Source organism: Silvibacterium sp., assembly GCF_047605705.1.
GTDB lineage: Bacteria > Acidobacteriota > Terriglobia > Terriglobales > Acidobacteriaceae > Silvibacterium.
Genome location: NZ_JASGFD010000055.1, coordinates 1 through 19,273, shown reverse-complemented (window position 1 = coordinate 19,273; position 19,273 = coordinate 1). Strand labels below are relative to the sequence as shown.

The window sequence follows — 19,273 nt, the reverse complement described above, 5'->3', positions numbered from 1 at the left end:
AAGGCCTCGTCATTTTGTCATGAGCCACACTCTTACTTCTTAGGCGTTCGCTTCTTCGCAGGAGCCGCCGCAAGCTGCGTCTTGCGCGGATACCCCGTCGACTGCCGCACCGTCAGCGCCGTCGTCACCTTCCACGTACGGGGCTGGCCTTCTTTTTCCTGGCCTTCCGCGATCGAACGCAGCGCGTTGAAAGCCGCCCGCGCCAGATCGTTCCGCGACATGCGCACCGTGGTCAGCGGCGGATTCACGAACTCCGCCAGGTGAATGTCGTCATACCCGATCAGCGACACGTCTTCCGGCACCCGCAGCCCCGCCTTGGTCAGCACCCGCAGCGCGCCGATCGCCGTCATGTCGTTCGAGCACAGCAGGGCCGTCGGCAGCGGACCGGCAGCGATCATCGCTTCCATGCACCGCATGCCGCCTTCCAACGTATGGTCGCCCTCGGAGATCCATTCCTTGCGCGACGCCGCGCCGATCGTCTCCAGCGCTTCCAAGAACGCAGCCCTGCGCAGTTGCGAGGAGCGATGCTGCAGAGAGCCGCTGATGTAGCCGAAGTCCCTGTGCCCCAGCACTGCCAGATGCTGCACACCCTCGTGGATGCCCTTCCGGTAATCCACCACCAGCGAGCGCATCAGTTCGCCCTGCGGCCCGGCATCGACGAACACCATCGGCACGCGCCGCGAAGCAAGCTCTTCGAGCAGCGGCTGCTCCACGCCGAAGGTCATCACTGCCACGCCCTCCACGTTGCGCTCAAGCATGCGGCGCACGCACAGGCTCATCCGCTCCGGGTCGTAATTCGTCGACCCGATCAGGATTTCGTAGCCGTTCTCCACCGCAACCTCCTCGAAGCCCTGGATCAGCTCCGGGAAGAACGGGTTAGTAATTTCCGACACCAGCAGCCCGAAGAGCCGCGTTCGTCCCGAGACCAGCGCCCGGGCCTGAGTGTTCGGAAAATAGTTCAGCTCCTCGATCGCCGCCCACACGCGTCGGGCCAGCTCTTTATCGACCGTCGGAACCCCGTTAATTGTTCGTGAAACCGTGGCAATCGATACCTTCGCATGCTGCGCTACATCGCGAATATCCAGCCGCTTTTCCTGGCTCCCCTGCCGGGGGCGTTTTCTCGTCGCCAAACCCTCACTCCTGTCTTGACTGGCCCAGTTTAAAGCGCGTACCTTCAAACTTCCAGTAAACGTTTGCCGAAGTAATACTGGTAAAACGCTTTAGCAACTGGCATTATTTCCCGGGAAGGATTCTCCACCATGCTCGACCAGCTTCGCCGCGACGTCCTCGACGCCAACCTCGAAATCGTTCGCCGCGGTCTCGTACTCTACACCTTCGGCAACGTTTCCGGCATTGACCGCGCCTCCGGCCTGGTCGTCATCAAACCTTCCGGCGTTCCCTACGAGACCATGACTCCCGAGGACCTCGTCATCACCGACCTCGACGGCAAAATCGTCGAAGGCAAGCTGCGTCCCTCCTCCGATCTCGCCACCCACATCCATCTCTACAAGGAATTCCCCACCATCGGCGGCGTCGTCCACACGCATTCCGAGTACGCCACCGCCTGGGCCCAGGCCGGCCGCGAAATTCCCGCCTTCGGCACCACCCACGCCGACTACTTCTACGGCCCTGTCCCGGTCACCGACGAGCTGACGGCCGAGGAGATCAACGGCGATTACGTCCTGAACACCGGCATCAACATCACCAACCGCTTCCAGAGCCTCGACCCCAACGCCGTCCCCGGCGTCCTGGTGCGTGGCCACGCTCCCTTTGCCTGGGGCAAGGATGCAGCCGACGCCGCCTACCACGCCACCGTTCTCGAAGCAGTCGCCCGCATGGCCTGGCTCACCGTCTCCCTCAACCCCACCAGCACCGGCGTCTCCCAGGCTCTGCTCGACCGCCACTACCAGCGCAAGCACGGCGCCAAGGCCACCTATGGGCAGGGCAAATAGATGATTCGCGCGTATCACCGGCATCACCGCATCGCATTTTGTAACAGCTAAGGAACAATAGAGATGCACGCTTCACCCGCTTCGCTTCTTGCTTTCTTTCAGGGGCCGGTCACTCATCAGCTCGCGCGCCTCAACGCGATTGACATCCTCGTCATCGCCATCTATTTCGCCATCGTCATCTTCATCGGCTTCTATTTGAAGGGCTCGGCCAACACCAGCGAAGAGTTCTTCATGGCCGGCCGCGAGATGACCGCATGGATCGCCGGCCTCAGCTTCGTCTCCGCCAACCTCGGGTCGCTCGAGCTCATGGGCTGGGCCGGATCGGCCTACCAGTACGGCATCCTCGCTACCCACTGGTTCTGGATCGGCGCCGTTCCCGCCATGCTCTTCCTCGGCATCATCATGATGCCGTTCTATTACATCTCGAAGACGCACTCCGTCCCCGGCTACCTGAGCCTGCGCTTCGGCCCCGGCGCACGCGCCCTCTCGGCCGTCAGCTTCGCCTTCATGACCGTGCTCATGAGCGGCATCAACATGTACTCCATGGCGCTGGTCATGAAGGTCGTCCTCGGCTGGAACCTCAACTTCTCCATCTGGGTCTCCTCCATCACCGTCGCCCTCTACGTCGCGCTCGGCGGCCTGCGCTCAGCCATCTTCAACGAGGTTCTCCAGTTTCTTCTGATCTGGCTCGGCGCGTTGCTCGTCCCCATCCTCGGCCTCGTCGAGGCGGGCGGCTGGACCAACCTCAAGCACCAGATCCTCACCAATGTCGGCAACGCCCAGTACGTCCACCTGTGGAGCGGCCTCGGCCACTTCAAGGACAATCCCATGGGCGTGCACTGGAGCGGCATCGTCTTCGGCCTCGGGCTCGTCATCAGCTTCGGCTACTGGACCACCGACTTCCTCGTCGTCCAGCGCGTGCTCTCCGCGCATAACCTGCGCGCCGCCCGCATGGCTCCCATCATCGGCGCCGGATTCAAGATGATGGTGCCTTTCATCGTCGTACTGCCCGGCCTGCTGGCTCTCTCGGTTCTTCCCTACCACCTGGTCGGCGAATCGCAGGCGGTCCTCACCGGCGGCCACAGCTATAACGAAGTCCTGCCCCTGATGCTCGTCCGCTACTGCGGACCCGGCCTGCTCGGCCTCGGCGTCACCGCGCTCATCGCCGGCTTCATGTCCGGCATGGCCGGCAACGTCAGCGCCTTCTCCACCGTCTGGACCTACGACATCTACGGCGCCTTCATCAATAAGAAGGCCACCGACCGCCACTACGTCGCCATGGGCCGCGGATGCACCTTCGTCGGCGTGCTCATCTCGGTCGGCACCGCCTACCTCGTGCAGCACGCAGCCTCCATCATGGACTACGTGCAGAGCCTCTTCAGCTTCTTCATCGCTCCGCTCTTCGGCACCGTGATCCTCGGCATGCTCTGGAAGCGCGCGACCAAGGCCGGCGGCTTCTGGGGACTGCTCTCCGGCACCCTCACCGCGGTCGGGCTGTGGGCATGGGTCCACCATGATCCCTCCGCCCTCCGCTACGTCGCTCTTTCGCCCGATGCCAAGGCCATGGCCGAAGACCTCTACCGCGCCCTCTGGTCGTGGCTGGTCTGCGTCATCGTGACCGTCGTCGTCAGCTACATGACTCCCGCACGCCCGGTCGCCGAGCTCGACGGCCTGGTCTACGGCGTCTCGCCTCTGCCCGTGGAGCACGACGACCACTGGTACCAGAAGCCCATCGTCTGGGCCGGCGTCATCGCAGCAGTATTTGTCGCGATCAACATCATCTTCTGGTAGGAAAGGAGCAGAGAGCATGCGCGAAACACTCTCCATCTGGTTCTTTGCCGGTCTCCTCTTCGGCGCTTATGGCCTTGTCATCACGGCGGAAGGTATCTGGGAGCTCAGCCATCCGCTGGCTCACCCACCCACGCTCTACTCGCTTCACGCACCTATCTGGTGGGGCGGCTTCATGCTCGTCGCCGGGCTTATCTATCTCATCAAGTTCTGGCCGAAGAAACTCGGCTGATTGCTCTTCCACTCCCATACCCTGATCCGCTCCACATATCGGGGATCAGCGACAAATAGACAAAGAGATCGGATTTTATGAAAAAGCAACTTACCTACGGAGTCATCGTCGGCAGCCGCGGATTTTTCCCTCACCACCTCGCCAAGGAGGGCCGCGAAGAGATCATCAAGGTTCTTGATGCCAACGGTTACAAATCCATCGTGCTCTCGCCAGAGCAGACCCAGCACGGCGCTGTCCAGACCCCGGAAGACGCCCGCCACTGCGCCGAGCTCTTCAAGAAGCACAACGAAGAAATCGACGGCATCATCGTCACCCTGCCAAACTTCGGCGAAGAGCGCGCCATCGTCGACGCCATCCGCCTTTCCGGCCTCAAGGTTCCGGTTCTCGTTCAGGCCACGCCCGACCGCACCGACATCATGAAGATCGCCAACCGCCGCGACAGCTTCTGCGGCAAGATGTCGGCCTGTAACAACCTCATGCAGTACGGCATTCCCTACTCGCTGACGGCGCAGCACACGGTCTCGCCCAGCTCGGAAGCCTTCAAGAAGGATCTCGCCTGGTTCTCCGCTGTCTGCCGCGTGGTTGGCGGCTTCAAGAATCTCCGCATCGGCGCCCTCGGCGCGCGCCCCGCGGCCTTCAACACCGTCCGCTACAGCGAAAAGCAGCTCGAGCGCGCCGGTATCTCCGTCGAAACCCTCGACCTCTCCGAAGTTCTCGGCCGCATCGATCGCCTCAAGGACACCGATGACGTCACCCAGGCCAAGCTCGCCGCCATCAAGGCCTACGTCCCCACCGGCTCCGTGCCCGAATCCGCGCTGCTCAAGATGTCCAAGCTCGGCGCCGTCATCGACACCTGGATGAAGGAGACCTACTGCACCATCAGCGCCATCCAGTGCTGGACCTCGCTCGAAGAGTACTTCGGCGTCGTGCCCTGCACCGTCATGAGCATGATGAGCGAGAATCTCTTCTCCTCGGCCTGCGAAGTCGACGTCGTCGGCGTGCTCAGCATGTACGGCCTCGCGCTCGCCTCGGAAACCCCGAGCGCCCTGCTCGACTGGAACAACAACTACGGCGAAGACCCGAACAAGGCCGTCTGCTTCCACTGCTCGAACCTGCCCAAGCACTTCTTCACGGAAGTCACGATGGACTATCAGGCCATCATCGCGGGCACGGTCGGCATTGAGAACACCTTCGGCACCTGCGTCGGCCGCGTCAAGGCCGGAGACATGTCCTACCTCCGCTTCTCGACCGACGACTACACCGGCAAGATCCGCGGCTATGTTGGCGAAGGCGCGTTCACCAACGATCCGCTCGAGACCTTCGGCGGAGCGGGCGTGGTGCAGATCCCCAAGATGCAAAAGCTCCTCCGCTACATCTGCGAGCAGGGTTTCGAACATCACGTCGCCGCCAACTTCTCCAAGGTCGCCAGCCCCGTCTACGAGGCCGCAACCAAGTACCTCGGCTGGGACATGCACTATCACGCACAGCCGGAAGAGTAATCTGTAACCGAGACTGCGACAAAGGGCCCGCAAGCCGAAAGGCGAGCGGGCCTTTTACTGTCAGTGCACCTTCTGTAGATGAGTTGTCATTCCAACCGAAGGTCCTTCCTTTTTCTCCTCAAAATTTGTCATTCCGACCGGAGCGAGCCAAAGGCGAGCGCGGTGGAGGAACCTGCGGTTCTCTGCATGAGCGAGGATCCGGGTGCCCGTCCAAGCTCCGCTTGGGCGGGAAAATACATCCGGGTGCCCCACGTCTCGCTTCTGAGACGTGGGAAAACACAACCCCGACGGTGCCCATTCAAGCCCGAAGTTGGCTTGAGTGGGCATGCACGACCTCTTCGCAGCGAAGACACAGCTCCGCGAGCAACCTCGCCACTGGCCCTCCCACCCCTCCAGGTGATAAAACGTTTTCTGAAGCACTCGCACCCTCAAGGAGAAGCACCGTGGCCATCGTAGCCGGCGTCGATTTCGGAACCCTCAGCGTTCGCGTAACCCTGCTTGACAGCACCAAAGGCCGGCTCAGCACCGCCTCCGCCGAATACCCTCTTCACCGCAAGCGCGAAGATCCCGACTACGCCACGCAGTCGCATCACGACCAGATGGAAGCGCTCGTGAAAGCCACGCAGAAGGCCATCGCCGACGCGGGCATCGACGGCTCGCTCATCGAGTCCATCGCCCTCGACACCACCGGCTCCTCCGTCATCTTCGTCGACAAGCAGGTCCAGCCCCTCGACGACTACTACCTCTGGTGCGATCACCGCGCAAAGCGTGAGGCCCAGGAAATCACTTCGCTTGCCCATGCAGGACAGCTCGAAGCCATCGAATGGTGCGGCGGCGTCTACTCCCACGAATGGGGCTTCGCCAAGCTCCTCCACTGGCTGCGCCATAACCCCGCAAAGCGCGAGCAGTTCTACACCGCCTTCGAGCACTGCGACATGGTCGCCGCCACGCTCGCCGGCATCGACGATGCAACCAAGGTGAAGCGCAGCGTCTGCGCCATGGGCCACAAGTGGCTCTGGAACCCCAAGTGGGGCGGCCTTCCGCCGCAGGAGTTCCTCTCCAGGCTCGATCCCCTCTTCGACGGCATCCGTGAGCGCTTCGACGGCGAATACTTAACATCGGACAAGGTCGCCGGCCACCTCGCGCCGCACTGGGCCGAGCGCATGGGTCTCAAGACCGGCATCCCCATCCCCGTCGGCGCTTTCGACGCGCACTGGGACGCCATCGGCGCGGGCTGCCGCGAGGGCGACGTCGTCAACGTCGTCGGCACCTCCACCTGCATCATCGCCATGGAGAAGCGTACGGTCCTCGTGCCCGGCGTCTGCGGCGTCGTTCCAGGCTCCGTTCATCCGCAGTACACTGGCGTCGAAGCCGGCCTCTCCGCCACCGGAGACATCTTCGAAGCCATCGCCCGCCGCGCGGGCACAAAGGTCTCCGACCTGTCGAAGGGCCTCGAAACCTATCGCGCCGGGCAAACCGGCCTGCTCCGCCTCAGCTGGGACAACGGCGACCGCACCGTGCTCGTCAACTCCGAGCTCGGCGGCGTCACCCTCGGCTGGAACCTCATCCACACCGCGCAGGACGAGCTCCACGCCGCCATCGAAGGCACCGCCTTCCATACCCGCATTATCCTTGAGCGCACGGCTGAGAACGGCGTGCCGGTCGAGCGCGTCATCAACGCCGGGGGTATCCCGCAGCATAACAAGGTGCTCAACCAGATCTACGCCGACGTCTTCAACAAGCCGGTCCTCGTGCCCGCGGGCATCCCCACCAGCCTCGGCTCCGGCATCTTCGCGCAACTCGCCGCTGGCGTCTTCGCCTCCATCGAAGAAGCGCAGAAAGCGATGTGCCTCGACTACATCACCTACACCCCGAACCCCGAAGCCGCGGCCATCTATGACCGCCTCTTCACCCTCTACCGCAAGGTCTACTTCGGCCTCGGCACGAAAGACGCTCCTCCGGTCGCTCTCGGTGATGTTCTCCCCGAACTGCGGAAGATCTCAGCCGAAGTCCTCGGCCACGAGTAGTCGCGGCGGCGATAGATCCGGGTGCCCCATCCATGCCAGCAATTGGCATGGGTGGGGCACCGTGAACTCCCAAGTAAGTAGAGATTTCTGGAAGCCTCCGGGCGGCCCACTCAAGCCACCGCTGCTGGGCCAGATACAAGAAGACCTCCAAAGTCCAACGCCCTGAATTTCTGCGGCGTGGGCAGCGCATTATGCGCCTGTCTCCCACGAACAGGCGCATAATGGCTGCCAAAGGAGCTTCCCGATGAGCAGCGTCGCCCTCCTGCAGTCTCTCAAGGAAAACATCCTCGGCCAGGCCGGCGTCAAAACCATCTACGGCGATCCCATCACCGCCCAGGGTCACACCGTCATCCCCGTCGCCAAGGTTGTTTATGGATACGGCGCGGGCGCAGGCACAGGAGGCGTCGGCAACGCCAGCGCGCAGGGAGAAGGCGGAGGTGGAGGCTGCGGCGTCCGCGCCATTCCCGTCGGCGTCATCGACGTCAGCGACCACGGCACCACCTTCGTCCCCATCACCAGCCGGAGAAAGCTGGGCCTCGCAATCGCCACCGGCATCACCGTCGGCATCCTTTTCGGACGGCGCAAACATCGTCCGAGATCGTAACCATATCAGTTACGATTCCAGCAACCAGCGCACAGAACTACACCCTATCCCCTCCCCCCATACCCTGCTTTCCAGATTTCCCTACCACCCGAAACAATCTCCCCGCTATACTCGGCCCATCCAGCACCACAATCCAATCGCAAAGGGGAACGTCCCATTCCTCCGTCGATGAAATTTCCGCTCGCCCCCGTATTTTTGATACTGCCCCTGGCTGCGACCGCCACAGCCCTCGCCCAGTCCGCTACACCGCCCCCGCATGATTTCGTGATCTCAAATGCCACTGTGATGACCGTCACCCACGGCACCATCGAGCACGGCAGCGTCTGGATTCACGACGGCAAGATCGCCGGCTACGGCGCCACCGTCAGCGCGCCCACCGATGCCGTCAAGATCGATGCCACCGGCAAGTTCCTCACCCCCGGCATCGTCGATCCCCACTCGCACTCGGCCCTCAGCAATGATGTCAACGAGGCGACCAGCCCCGTGACTCCGAGCATGATGATGATCGACGCCTTCGACAATCGCGACAAGGCGCTCTACCAGGCCCTCGCCGGCGGCGTCACCACGGAACTGCTGCTCCACGGCTCGGCCAACATGATCGGCGGCCAGGCCGTCGTCATCAAGAACAAGTTCGGCTTCTCGCGCGATCAGATGCTCTTCCCCAACGCGCCCGGCTCCATCAAGTTCGCCAGCGGCGAAAACCCCAAGCGCGTCTATGGAGGCCGCGGCCAGCTGCCCTCCACCCGCATGGGTAACTTCGAAGTCATGCGTCAGTCGTTCGAAGATGCCAAGGCCTACATGGCCAAATGGGATGAGTACAACGCCAAGGTTGCCAAGGGCGATAAGGACGTCACGCCGCCCGCCAAGGACCTGAAACTCGAAGCCCTCGCCGACGTGCTCCGCGGCAAACTCTACGTGCAGATCCACTGCTACCGCGCCGACGAGTTCCTCACCGAAGAAGCCATTGCCAAAGAGTACGGCTACAAGATCCGCGCCTTCCATCATGCGCTCGAGATGTACAAGGTTGCCGACCAGATCGCGCCCACCGGCACCGCCATCGCCACCTTCGCCGACTGGTGGGGCTACAAGGATGAAGCCTGGGACGCGATCCCGTGGAATGCTGCGATGAGTGAAAAAGCAGGCATCCGCGTCGCCCTCAAGAGCGACTCCAACGACCACATCCGCCGCCTCAACCAGGAGGCCGGAAAAATGATCCGCTACGGCGGTGTCAGTGAGGAAGACGCACTCCGGATGATCACCCTCAACCCCGCATGGATCATCGGCGTCGACGATAAGGTCGGCTCCATTGATACCGGTAAGGACGCCGATCTCGTCATCTGGAATACGGACCCACTCTCCACCTACGCGCGCGCCGAAAAGGTCTACATCGACGGCGATCTCTTCTTCGATGACAGCCTTCCCGGCTTCGGCACCACGCACTTCTCCGGCGCCATGCACGAAGCCCACGGCTTCGGTGGCGAAGACGGCACCAACGTCGACGATGAAGGAGGCAACTAATGCAGAACCGCTCGCGCCTATCTGTCATCGCCACGGTTACACTTGCGACCGCATTCCCGTTTGGATCGCTCTATGCACAATCCGCGCCCGTCGTCGATCTCGCCACGCCCGCGCCAGCTGTCGCCATCACCCACGGCAAACTGCTCACCATCACTCACGGCACCATCGAGGACGGCACGCTCGTTCTCTCCAACGGAAAAATCGCAGCCGTTGGCGCATCCACATCGGTCAAGATCCCCGAAGGCGCGCAGGTCGTGGACGCGCACGGCATGACCGTCTACCCCGGTCTCATCGACGCGGAGACTTCGCTCGGTCTCTCCGAGATTGAAGCCGACGACGCCTCGAACGATCTCGTCGAAACCTCCGACGAGATCTTCCCCAACATGCATGTCTACGACGCCTTCCACGCCGAGACCGAACACATTCCCGTCACCCGCCTCAACGGCATCACCAACGCCATCGTCGCGCCTGCGTCGGAAGACTCGATGCCCGGCCAGGACATCTTCATCCAGCTCGCCGGGCGCGATCGCGATCAGATGATCCTCGGCAAGGACGTCGCGCTACCCATCAACTTCTCCGGCGATCAGCGCCGCCACGGCAAGTTCCCCTCTACGCGCATGGGCCTCGCCGAGCAGCTCCGGCAGACACTGATCGACGCGCAGGAATATGCCGCCTCGAAGTCGGAATATGAGACGATGCTCGCGAAGTGGGAGAAGGGCGACAAGAAGGATTCGAAGCCGACTGAACCCAAGCTGGATATGAAATCCGAGGCGTTGCTGCCGTATCTGCGTGGTGAGAAGCCTGTCATCCTCGCTGCCGATCAGGGCTACGAGGTCGAGGTCGCCATGCAGATCGCTGAGCAGTTTCACCTTAAGGTCGTTCTCAATCACCTCACGCACACGCAGGACGTGCTCGACAAGGTTGCCTCCTACAAGGTGCCTGTCATCGTCGGACCGATCTACGATTTCCCCGATCCGAACGAACGCTATGACGCCGTCTACTCGCTGCCCGCCGAGCTTTACAAGCGCGGCGTCAAAATCGCCTTCTCTTCATCCGGAGCCGGAGGCGGACCCAGCGGCGGCTTCGATCGCAACCTGCCGTATGCTGCCGGATACGCCGTCGCCTACGGCCTGCCCTACGACGAGGCGCTCAAGGCCATCACCCTCAATCCGGCCGAGATCTTCGGCGTCGCCGACAAGCTCGGCTCGCTCGATGTCGGCAAGACTGCCAACGTCGTTATCGCCAACGGAGACCCGCTCGACGTCCGCACCGACGTGAAGCAGGTCTACATCGAAGGCCACGCGATTCCCATGGTTTCGCGGCAAACTCGCCTGCGGGACGAATATACAAAGCAATAATTCGCCTGATGCCGCAAAAAGAAAGCGCCCTCTCGTGTATGTCATGGGAGGGCGCTTTCCCGTCTGCAGTTCTACGGAGAATAAAGCCGGTAAAGTGGGACATATGGCGAAGCGGCCGGAGTCGGCGAATACAACGATCACAATACAGCCGACGCTCCACCGCGTCGCGCAGCCCGATTGGCTTCCGAAGAAGATTCCGGAGCTCGATGGCCTACGCGGCATCGCTGTACTCGCCGTCTTCCTGCACCACTGCCAACCGCGCCTCGCAGGCACCCTGCTGATGCGGCCCGCACAGTGGGGATGGTCCGGCGTCAACCTCTTCTTCGTACTCTCCGGATACCTCATCACCGCCATCCTGCTCCGCGCACGCTCGAATCCCGACGGATACTTCAGGAATTTCTACGCCCGCCGTGCGCTGCGCGTGCTGCCGCTCTATGCGCTGATCCTCGCAGTCTGCTTCCTGGGTCCGTCCGGATTACACGATCCCCTGCTGCCCGGCATCTCTCACGGCGTCACCATCCTTTCTCTGTGCCTTTTCCTGCAGAACCTCTTCCACACATCGATCGCAGGCGCCCTGCAGCCAACCTGGTCGCTCGCCATTGAAGAGCAGTTCTACTGGCTCTGGGCGCCCATCGTCCGCTTCATCCCATCACCGAAAATTCTCGCAACCGGCCTGGTCGCCGTGCTCGCGCTCTCACCTGTCATCCGCGGCACCATCGGCCACCGCCTCAATCCGCAACACACGCTGCTCCATCTCGACGCCATCGCCATCGGGAGCCTGCTGGCCATCGGCATTCTCACCGCGCGCATCACCCGCCGGCATTGGCTCATCGCAGGCGGCGCGGCCATCACCATCAGCGCAGCTGCCATCACGCTGGCACATCGCGCACCAGCCCTGCTCGATTCCTTCATCGCCCTTGGCTTCGCAGGCGTCGTGCTCCTCGCGCTCGCAGGCTCAGGCGCGCGCAACCCCGCGGCCCAGTCACTGCGCGGAGGCCCGCTACCATGGCTCGGCCGCATCAGCTACGGCTTCTATCTCACCCACATGCCGGTCATCATCTGGATCGGCGGCTTCGACATCTTCATCGATCACACGGCCATCGCCGGCTTTCGAACGGCCAATCTGCTGATCGTCGTTGTCCGCTTCTTCGTCTGCCTCGCGGTGGCCACAATCCTCTGGCACGGATTCGAAAAGCCCATCCTGCGCCTCAAGCGCCTCTTCCCGCAGCACGAAGCCTTCACACATGCAGGCTGAACGTCTTCCCAAAGAGAAAGCCCACAGCCAAAGCTGTGGGCTCTTCCATTTTCGCATCAGGATAAGTTAGCGAGCCACCTTCTCCTGCAGACCCGAGCTCAGCGCCAGCTCGATGAGTGTCTTCTGCTCCATCTCGTGCGCCTTCGGAGAACCCGTTGCCGGACTCGCTGCTTCTGAGCGCTTGATGCTGAGCACCTGGCGATTGCGCGCCAGCCGCCGCAGCCGCGGCATCACGAACCACTGCGCGCCCATGTTCTGCGGCTCTTCCTGCACCCACACCACTTCGTGCGCATTGGGATGCGCCTCGATCGCGGCAATCAGCTCCGCTTCCGGGAACGGATAGAGCTGCTCGAGGAAGAGAATACCCGTCGTGTTGTCTCCGCGCTTCGCACGCTCCACGCGCAGCTCGTGGCCGATCTTGCCCGTGCACACCAGCAGCCGCTTCGCATCCTTGATCTCCGTCTCCGGCAGCACATTCTGGAAGTACGGCACCGAGAAGGCTTCGATCGGCGAAACCGCGTCCGGATGGCGCAGCATGCTCTTCGGCGTAAAGACCACCAGCGGCTTGCGCCACTTGCGCAGAGCCTGCCGGCGCAGCAGGTGGAAATACTGCGCAGCCGTCGAAGGCTGGCACACCTGGATATTATCGTGCGCGGTCAGCTGCAGGTAGCGCTCCACGCGTGCGCTCGAGTGCTCCGGTCCCTGGCCTTCGTAGCCGTGCGGCAGCAGCAGCGCGAGACCGCTCAGCAGGCCCCACTTGTCCTCAGCCGCCGAGAGGAACTGGTCGATAACAATCTGCGCGCCGTTCGCGAAGTCACCGAACTGCGCCTCCCACAGAACCAGCGTCTCAGGGTAGTCGCGGCTATACCCGTACTCGAAGCCCATCACGCCGGCCTCTGAAAGCATCGAGTTGTACGCCTCATACTGCGCCTGATCCTCCGACAGATGATTCAGAGGAATGTAGGCCTGCTCGTTCTCAATATCGATCAGCACCGAGTGCCGCTGATTGAAGGTGCCGCGCTGCGAATCCTGTCCGCTCAGGCGAACCGGCGTTCCGCCCTTCACCAGCGAGCCGAAGGCCAGAGCCTCGGCCATGCCGTAATCGAAGGGCCGCTTGCCCTGGCCCATCTCCGCACGCTGCTCCAGCAGCTTCGCAATCTTCGGATGGATATGGAAGTCGGAGGGATACGTCGTCAGACCGGTAGCCAGCGCGCCAATCTCCTCGCGCGAAATGCCGGTCTCCGCCTCATACTCCGGCTTGAACGGGCCGCCTTTATACGCAGCCCAGTATTCCGGCATCTTCGCCAGCGTCGGCATCTTCTGCATGCCCTTGGCCTGCTTCTGTGCCTCACCGAACTCCGCCTGCAGCTCCTTCACGCGGCCCGCAAGATCCGCGCCGATCTTCTTCGCGTAGATCTCATAGAGCGGCGGATGGTTCTTGATGCGCGCATAACGCAGGGGCTGCGTGATCGTCGGATCGTCCACTTCCGAATGTCCATGACGGCGATAGCCGATCAGGTCCACCACCACATCGCTGTGGAAGGTGTGCCGGTACTCGGCCGCGAGTGCGGCAATCCGCACTACCGCCTCCGGATCCTCCGCGTTCACGTGGAAGATCGGTACATTGAGGCGCTTCGCGAGGTCGGTCGCAAAACGCGTCGAGTTCGACTCTTCCGGTTCCGCCGTAAAGCCGATCAGGTTGTTCACCACGATCTGGATCGAGCCGCCCACCGAGTAACCGTCGATCGACGCCAGGTTCATCGTCTCTGCCCAGATGCCCTGTCCCGCAAACGCCGCGTCGCCGTGGATGATCACCGGCAGCACTCGCGATACGCCGTCCGCGCCGTAGCGCGCCTGCTTCGCCTTCGCGCGTCCCATCGCCACCGGATCGACCGCCTCAAGATGGCTCGGGTTTGACACCAGGTGCAGCGATACCGTCTCGCCATTCCGCGCCAGGAAGGTGCCCGTCGCGCCCACGTGATACTTCACATCGCCGCCGCCCAGGATGCTGCGCGGGTCCACATCCTCGAACTTCGAGAAGATATCCGCCGCCGACTTTCCGAAGGTGTTCACCATCACGCTCAGGCGACCGCGATGGCTCATGCCCATTACCGACTTCTGCGCGCCGAACTCCGAAGCCCGGTTCAGCAGCTCGTCGAGGAACGGGATCAGTGCCGTCACGCCTTCGAGCGAAAAGCGCTTCGTGCCGAGATAACGCGACTGAATCGTCTGCTCAAAGATATCCGCGCGCGTCAGCAGTTCGAGAATGCGCTGCTGCGCCGCCTCGTCCACCGCCAGCGGATTCGTCTCCAGCCGCTCGGCCAGCCACTGCCGCCGCTCAGCCGAAGGAATGTGCATGAACTCGGCGCCCACCGTCGAGCAGTAGTAGCCCGCGGCCTCTTCGGCGTCGGGACCCGTAAACTCAAGCTCCGCAACCTTTTCCGGAGCAAGATATTGGCCCAGCGGATCAAGCTGGGCCTTGAGGTACCCCCACCGGCGGAAGGAGTCGAAAATGTATTTGCGTTGCGAAATTTGTGTCGGAGCGGCGTCGGAGGAGAGATTCGTCGGAGTCATAAGGATTCTTTTCGGCAGGAGCGCGCTGCCGCGTCGGAATCACACTCTTTCGACGCGAAATCGGCCACGCCCTGCATCGCGACTACAATTCTACTCTCGCAAAAGCACGTTAGTCGCTAACTTCTATCGAATCAGCGGATGTATCGATTCTGTTACTGCGCCTCAGGCTCACTCGTCTCATCTGGGCTCCATTCTCAGCCTTGAGGCGACGACCGCCGCCACCGCCATCAGCCCGCCGCACACCAGCAATCCGGCCCGGAAGCTGTGCGTGGCATCGCTTACCCTCCCCATCAGGTACGGTCCACAGAATCCACCCACCGCCCCAATCGAGTTGATCAGCGCAATCCCGCCCGCCGCTGCCTCGCCCTTTAACCGCGCCGTCGGCATCGCCCAAAAGGGTCCGAACCCTCCCCACACACCCATCGCGGAAACAAACAGCGCCGTCACCGCGATCAGCGGATGCCCGGCCGTCGCGCAGACACCAAACGCCACCGCGCCCAGCATCAGGCAGCCAGCCAGGTGCCATCGCCGCTCGCCCGTCCGGTCGGAACTCCGGGCCGTCCCCAGCATCGCCACCGCCGCCAGCAGATACGGCACAGCCGTCAGCATTACCACGCGCAGGTCGGACGCATGCGAAAGGCTCTTCACCATCACCGGAAGCCACAGGCTCAACCCGTAAAGCGCGACCGAGATCGCAAAGTAAATGGAAGCCAGCACCCACACCGCCGCATTCCCAAATGCATGCAGCAGGTGCGTCTCGCTCCGTCCGGACGCCGCATCCTCATGCGCACGCACGGCCGCCAGCAGCCAGCGCTTCTCCTCCGCATTGAGCCACGTCGCATCCTCAGGCCGATCCGTAAGCATACGCAGCACGCACAGCCCCAGCACAATCGACGGCAGCCCCTCGCCGATAAACAACCACTTCCACCCGGCAAGATGCGCCACCCCGTTCAGCCGCAGCAGCAACGTGGAAAGCGGAGCGCCGACGATCCCCGCAACGGCCGTCGCCGTCATGAATCGCGCCACCGCACGAGCCCGTGCATGGGCCGGAAACCAATAGGTCAGATATAGAAGAATTCCGGGAAAGAATCCGGCCTCCGCCGCACCCAGCAGAAAGCGGATCAGGTAGAAACTCCCCGGCGAATGCACCAGCGCCATCGCCGTCGAAAGCACACCCCACGCCGTCATGATCAGCGCGATCCACCGCCGCGGCCCCAGCCGTAGCAACACCAGGTTCGCCGGCACTTCAAACAGCGCGTAGCTCAAGAAGAACAGCCCCGCGCCCGCACCGTACACCGAGTCGGAAAATCCCAGCTCCCGCCGTATCGAGAGCGCCGCAAAACTCAGGTTTACACGGTCGAGATACGCGCACACGTACAGCGCAAACAGGAACGGCATGAGCCGCCAGGAGACACGGCGCAGCAGCGACGTGGCATCGATGCCCGGAAACACATCAGGCTTCGCTGCCACGCGATGCTCCTCCACGCCATGATCCATGAAGGACGAGCGCTTTGGGGAAAGATACAGTCACAGTTACAGATCCAACCAGCATATGTCTCACCTGACTGCCCTTCCCGCACGCATACAGAGTCCTTTGCCGTTACTGCCCCCTTGGACTCATCGAATTCCGGCACGGGAAGCCGAGATGCTCATTCCACACGCCACCGGAGCAATCGGCAACCGGAAGCTTCGCCGGAGTTCCCTTCAGCAGCACCGCTCCATGCCCCGGGATTGTCGTCACATACTTATCGCCCGCGACGACAACATTCTCACCCGTCCAAAGATTACGCAGCTTCGCATCCTCACCGAGAAACGCCGTCTTCAAATCGAGTGTGATGCTCTGCGGCTTCGCCGAGCGATTGAACAGCGCCACGGCGATCGCGCCGCCGCTCAGCGGCTTCCGCCACACTTCGAGCGACCCTTCGGCCCAGGCCCGCGTGCCCTGGATGCCAGCCTTGTCCTGGTCGACAGCGATCACTTCCTTGTTCGTCAGCAGCGCCAGCGTCTCCTTCGACATCTTGCTCAGGTCATTGCCCGCCAGCAGCGGAGCGGCCAGCATCACCCACAGCGTCATGTGCTGCCGGTACTCCTCCTCTGTCATGCCGCCGTTGCCGATCTCCAACATGTCCGGATCGTTCCAGTGCCCGGGCCCGGCATAGCGCGCCATCACCAGCTGTGAGAAGCCGATCTCCGCCATGCGCGTATAGCTGTCGTTGATGTCGCCGGTCGTGCGCCACGCATTCCCGCCAACCTCCGCGCCCCACTCCCACACATCGTTGTCACCGTACTGGCACAGGCTGAAGAGGATCGGACGGCCCGTCGCTGCCAGCGCATCGTGCATCTTCTTGTAAGCAGCCTTTTCCATCGCGAAGGCCTTCGCGTGGTCGTTCCCCGCCTCTTTCCGGATCACGTCCCCGAAACTACACTTGTCATACTTCAGGTAGTCGATGCCCCACTCGGCATAGCTCTTTGCATCCTGCGCCTCGTGCCCGTAGCTGCCCTCGTAACCGGCGCAGGTCTTCGGCCCCGGTGAAGAATAGATCCCCAGCTTCAACCCCTTCGAGTGCACATAGTCGGCAAGGGCCTTCATGTCAGGAAACTTGCTGTTCGTGTGGATCACGCCCTGCGCGTCGCGCTGCCCCTCCCACGTGTCGTCGATGTTCACGTAGACGTAGCCGGCGTCGCGCATACCGCTTGAGACCAGCGCATCCGCCGCTGCGCGCACATCGGCATCCGTTACCCGTTCGGCAAAGTGATTCCAGCTGTTCCAACCCATCGGCGGCGTGGCCGCGACACCCGCGTCGGCTGGAGATTCCGCCATCGCCACACTGAGCTGCCCAGCCAGGCAAGCGCTTACAATCGTTACTGCAAACCCACGCAGAAAGCCCTGCATCCTCATGCTGCACTCCTATTACGTTTAGTTTCGTCTTAGTTCGCTTATGGATTCGTTTACTTTGTAAACGTCTACATGCCCGGGCGTCCAGCTTTTTTTCACCCCTACTGCGGGGTCTGGATTTCGTACCCGTGCGCCAGCCGATTCTGCTCCTCCGTGAGCTGCTTCGCCAAGCCCATCTCCTGCTCGGCCTGCGCATGATCGCCCATACGATCGAGCAGCATCGCGTAGTAGCGGTGCGCCGTCGGATAATCCGACGCATCCACCACCGCCTGCTTCAGATATTTCTCCGCCTCGGCGTTATCCTTCGCGCGAAACGCGAGGATGCCCATCCCCGTCACCGCGCCGCCGTGGTGCGGATCCTCGGCCAGAACCTTCGCATAGTCGGCCTTCGCCTCCGCGTCTTCATGCATCGCAAGCGCGATTTCCCCCAGCTGGTAGTAGGCCTCGGTCTGCCTCGGCTGCAACGCGATGGACTTCTCCAGCTCCACCTTCGCCTCTTCGTCTTTCAGCTCCATGTGCAGAAGATGTCCAAGCCCGTAATGCGCCGAAGCATCATCCGGCTTCGCCTTCAGATACTCGCGAAAGTGCGCCTCGGCCTGCGGCATCTTCTGTTCATCGAGTTCCACACGCGCCAGCGCGTACAGCACCGTCAGATTCTCCGGCTCCAGCCCATGCGCCTGGTTCAGCGCCGCGTCTGCATCCTTGTAAATCCGCATCGCCTCGGCCTGGATGCCGAAGTCCAGCATCAGCTCCACGCTGCCCGGCACGGCCTTGCGTCCCTGCACCAGCTTGGCCAGCGCGCCATCCTGATCGCCGGCCGCGCGCGCGGCCAGCGCCGCCTGCACCGCCGACCGCACCTCGCCCGCCTGCGCCTCTTTGTTCTGCGCATCGAGCGACAACGCCGTCTCGAAGGCCTTCATCGCGTCTTCATGCAGACGCTGCGCCGCAAGCGATTCCCCCAGATGCGTCTCCACAACAGCCCGATGCGCATCGTCCGGAAACCCGGACCGCAGCGCCTGCTCGAAGAGCTCCTGCGCCGCGAAGTACTTTCCAGCGCGCATCTGCGCCACGCCCTGCACGTCGAAACTCTGCTCATCAGAGCTGGATACGCCAGCCTGCGCCCATATCAAACCCTGCACCGGCCACGCCAGCGACAACAGACCCAGCCACAAACAGACACGCTGCAAAACCAGCTTCCTCATCGCAACCGAAGCTTACACTGCAACGAATGCCGCACGCGCCTACACTCCCTCTTTGTCATTCCGACCGGAGCGACCAAAGGGAGCAAAGCGGAGGAACCTGCAGTTCCTCAACCAGCGAGCATCAGCCGGTGGCCCATTCAAGCCCGAAGTCGGCTTGAGTGGGGAAGATCAAATCTCGGCATTTCCATCAGCCGGGTGCCCCACGCTCGACTCTGAGGCGTGGGTTCACAACGTCCCGACAACAATCCTGTCATTCCGACCGAAGCGGCCCAGGGGGGCGCGAAGTGGAGGAACCTGCGGTTCTCCCATCCGGCGAGAATCAGGGTGCCCCGTCCAAGCTCCGCTTGGGCGGGAGGTCAGAATCCCAG

14 protein-coding genes are annotated in these 19,273 nt (G+C 62.4%); 9 read left to right on the top strand and 5 right to left on the bottom strand.

Translation table 11 applies throughout. The annotated features are described in order from the left end of the window. Window positions 1-32 precede the first annotated feature (32 nt). Window positions 33-1,130 (bottom strand): LacI family DNA-binding transcriptional regulator, encoded by a 1,098-nt coding sequence (locus QM649_RS16745; RefSeq protein ID WP_415200209.1) that lies wholly within the window; start codon window positions 1,128-1,130, stop codon window positions 33-35. Between the two features lie 129 nt (window positions 1,131-1,259). Here QM649_RS16745 and QM649_RS16740 point away from each other — a divergent pair, with 129 nt between their 5' ends. From QM649_RS16740 to QM649_RS16700, 9 genes are all read left to right on the top strand, one after another. Continuing rightward, on the top strand, window positions 1,260-1,952 hold the full coding sequence (locus QM649_RS16740; RefSeq protein ID WP_415200208.1) for an L-ribulose-5-phosphate 4-epimerase: 693 nt from the start codon (window positions 1,260-1,262) through the stop codon (window positions 1,950-1,952). 63 nt (window positions 1,953-2,015) lie between these two features. Continuing rightward, a complete protein-coding gene (locus QM649_RS16735; RefSeq protein WP_415200207.1) occupies window positions 2,016-3,743 on the top strand; it encodes a sodium:solute symporter family protein in 1,728 nt (575 codons plus the stop codon). Window positions 3,744-3,759: 16 nt separating this feature from the next. Continuing rightward, a complete protein-coding gene (locus tag QM649_RS16730) occupies window positions 3,760-3,972 on the top strand; it encodes a hypothetical protein (RefSeq protein ID WP_415200206.1) in 213 nt (70 codons plus the stop codon). Between the two features lie 77 nt (window positions 3,973-4,049). Next, on the top strand, window positions 4,050-5,471 hold the full coding sequence (locus tag QM649_RS16725) for an L-fucose/L-arabinose isomerase family protein (protein ID WP_415200205.1): 1,422 nt from the start codon (window positions 4,050-4,052) through the stop codon (window positions 5,469-5,471). Between the two features lie 443 nt (window positions 5,472-5,914). Beyond that, window positions 5,915-7,498 carry a ribulokinase gene (locus tag QM649_RS16720; RefSeq protein ID WP_415200204.1) on the top strand — a complete coding sequence of 528 codons (1,584 nt, stop codon included), beginning with the start codon at window positions 5,915-5,917 and terminating at the stop codon, window positions 7,496-7,498. Window positions 7,499-7,742: 244 nt separating this feature from the next. Continuing rightward, a complete protein-coding gene (locus QM649_RS16715; protein WP_415200203.1) occupies window positions 7,743-8,102 on the top strand; it encodes a spore germination protein GerW family protein in 360 nt (119 codons plus the stop codon). A 264-nt stretch (window positions 8,103-8,366) separates the two neighbouring features. After that, window positions 8,367-9,620 carry an amidohydrolase gene (locus QM649_RS16710; RefSeq protein WP_415200202.1) on the top strand — a complete coding sequence of 418 codons (1,254 nt, stop codon included), beginning with the start codon at window positions 8,367-8,369 and terminating at the stop codon, window positions 9,618-9,620. Continuing rightward, on the top strand, window positions 9,620-10,978 hold the full coding sequence (locus tag QM649_RS16705) for an amidohydrolase family protein (protein ID WP_415200201.1): 1,359 nt from the start codon (window positions 9,620-9,622) through the stop codon (window positions 10,976-10,978). Before QM649_RS16710 ends, QM649_RS16705 begins: the two co-directional genes overlap by 1 nt. Window positions 10,979-11,081: 103 nt before the next feature. Then, window positions 11,082-12,233, top strand: a complete 1,152-nt coding sequence (locus QM649_RS16700) for an acyltransferase family protein (RefSeq protein ID WP_415200200.1) — start codon at window positions 11,082-11,084, stop codon at window positions 12,231-12,233. Between the two features lie 66 nt (window positions 12,234-12,299). On the opposite strand, the gene QM649_RS16695 is transcribed toward QM649_RS16700, so the two are convergent. The 4 genes from QM649_RS16695 to QM649_RS16680 form a co-directional block, all read right to left on the bottom strand. Next, window positions 12,300-14,807, bottom strand: a complete 2,508-nt coding sequence (locus QM649_RS16695) for a 2-oxoglutarate dehydrogenase E1 component (RefSeq protein ID WP_415200199.1) — start codon at window positions 14,805-14,807, stop codon at window positions 12,300-12,302. A gap of 177 nt (window positions 14,808-14,984) precedes the next feature. Continuing rightward, window positions 14,985-16,277, bottom strand: a complete 1,293-nt coding sequence (locus QM649_RS16690) for an MFS transporter (protein WP_415200198.1) — start codon at window positions 16,275-16,277, stop codon at window positions 14,985-14,987. A gap of 130 nt (window positions 16,278-16,407) precedes the next feature. After that, window positions 16,408-17,628, bottom strand: coding sequence for a glycoside hydrolase family 27 protein (locus QM649_RS16685; protein ID WP_415200197.1), 1,221 nt, complete (start codon window positions 17,626-17,628; stop codon window positions 16,408-16,410). Window positions 17,629-17,804: 176 nt separating this feature from the next. Beyond that, window positions 17,805-18,890 carry a tetratricopeptide repeat protein gene (locus tag QM649_RS16680; protein WP_415200196.1) on the bottom strand — a complete coding sequence of 362 codons (1,086 nt, stop codon included), beginning with the start codon at window positions 18,888-18,890 and terminating at the stop codon, window positions 17,805-17,807. Between the last annotated feature and the right edge of the window lie 383 nt (window positions 18,891-19,273).

Bases quoted from the DNA above. Each gene is read 5' to 3' on its own strand.
- QM649_RS16740 (WP_415200208.1), top strand. From the start codon at position 1,260: ATGCTCGACCAGCTTCGCCGCGACGTCCTCGACGCCAACCTCGAAATC.
- QM649_RS16735 (WP_415200207.1), top strand. From the start codon at position 2,016: ATGCACGCTTCACCCGCTTCGCTTCTTGCTTTCTTTCAGGGGCCGGTC.
- QM649_RS16730 (WP_415200206.1), top strand. From the start codon at position 3,760: ATGCGCGAAACACTCTCCATCTGGTTCTTTGCCGGTCTCCTCTTCGGC.
- QM649_RS16725 (WP_415200205.1), top strand. From the start codon at position 4,050: ATGAAAAAGCAACTTACCTACGGAGTCATCGTCGGCAGCCGCGGATTT.
- QM649_RS16715 (WP_415200203.1), top strand. From the start codon at position 7,743: ATGAGCAGCGTCGCCCTCCTGCAGTCTCTCAAGGAAAACATCCTCGGC.
- QM649_RS16705 (WP_415200201.1), top strand. From the start codon at position 9,620: ATGCAGAACCGCTCGCGCCTATCTGTCATCGCCACGGTTACACTTGCG.
- QM649_RS16700 (WP_415200200.1), top strand. From the start codon at position 11,082: ATGGCGAAGCGGCCGGAGTCGGCGAATACAACGATCACAATACAGCCG.
- QM649_RS16695 (WP_415200199.1), bottom strand. From the start codon at position 14,807: ATGACTCCGACGAATCTCTCCTCCGACGCCGCTCCGACACAAATTTCG.
- QM649_RS16685 (WP_415200197.1), bottom strand. From the start codon at position 17,628: ATGGCGGAATCTCCAGCCGACGCGGGTGTCGCGGCCACGCCGCCGATG.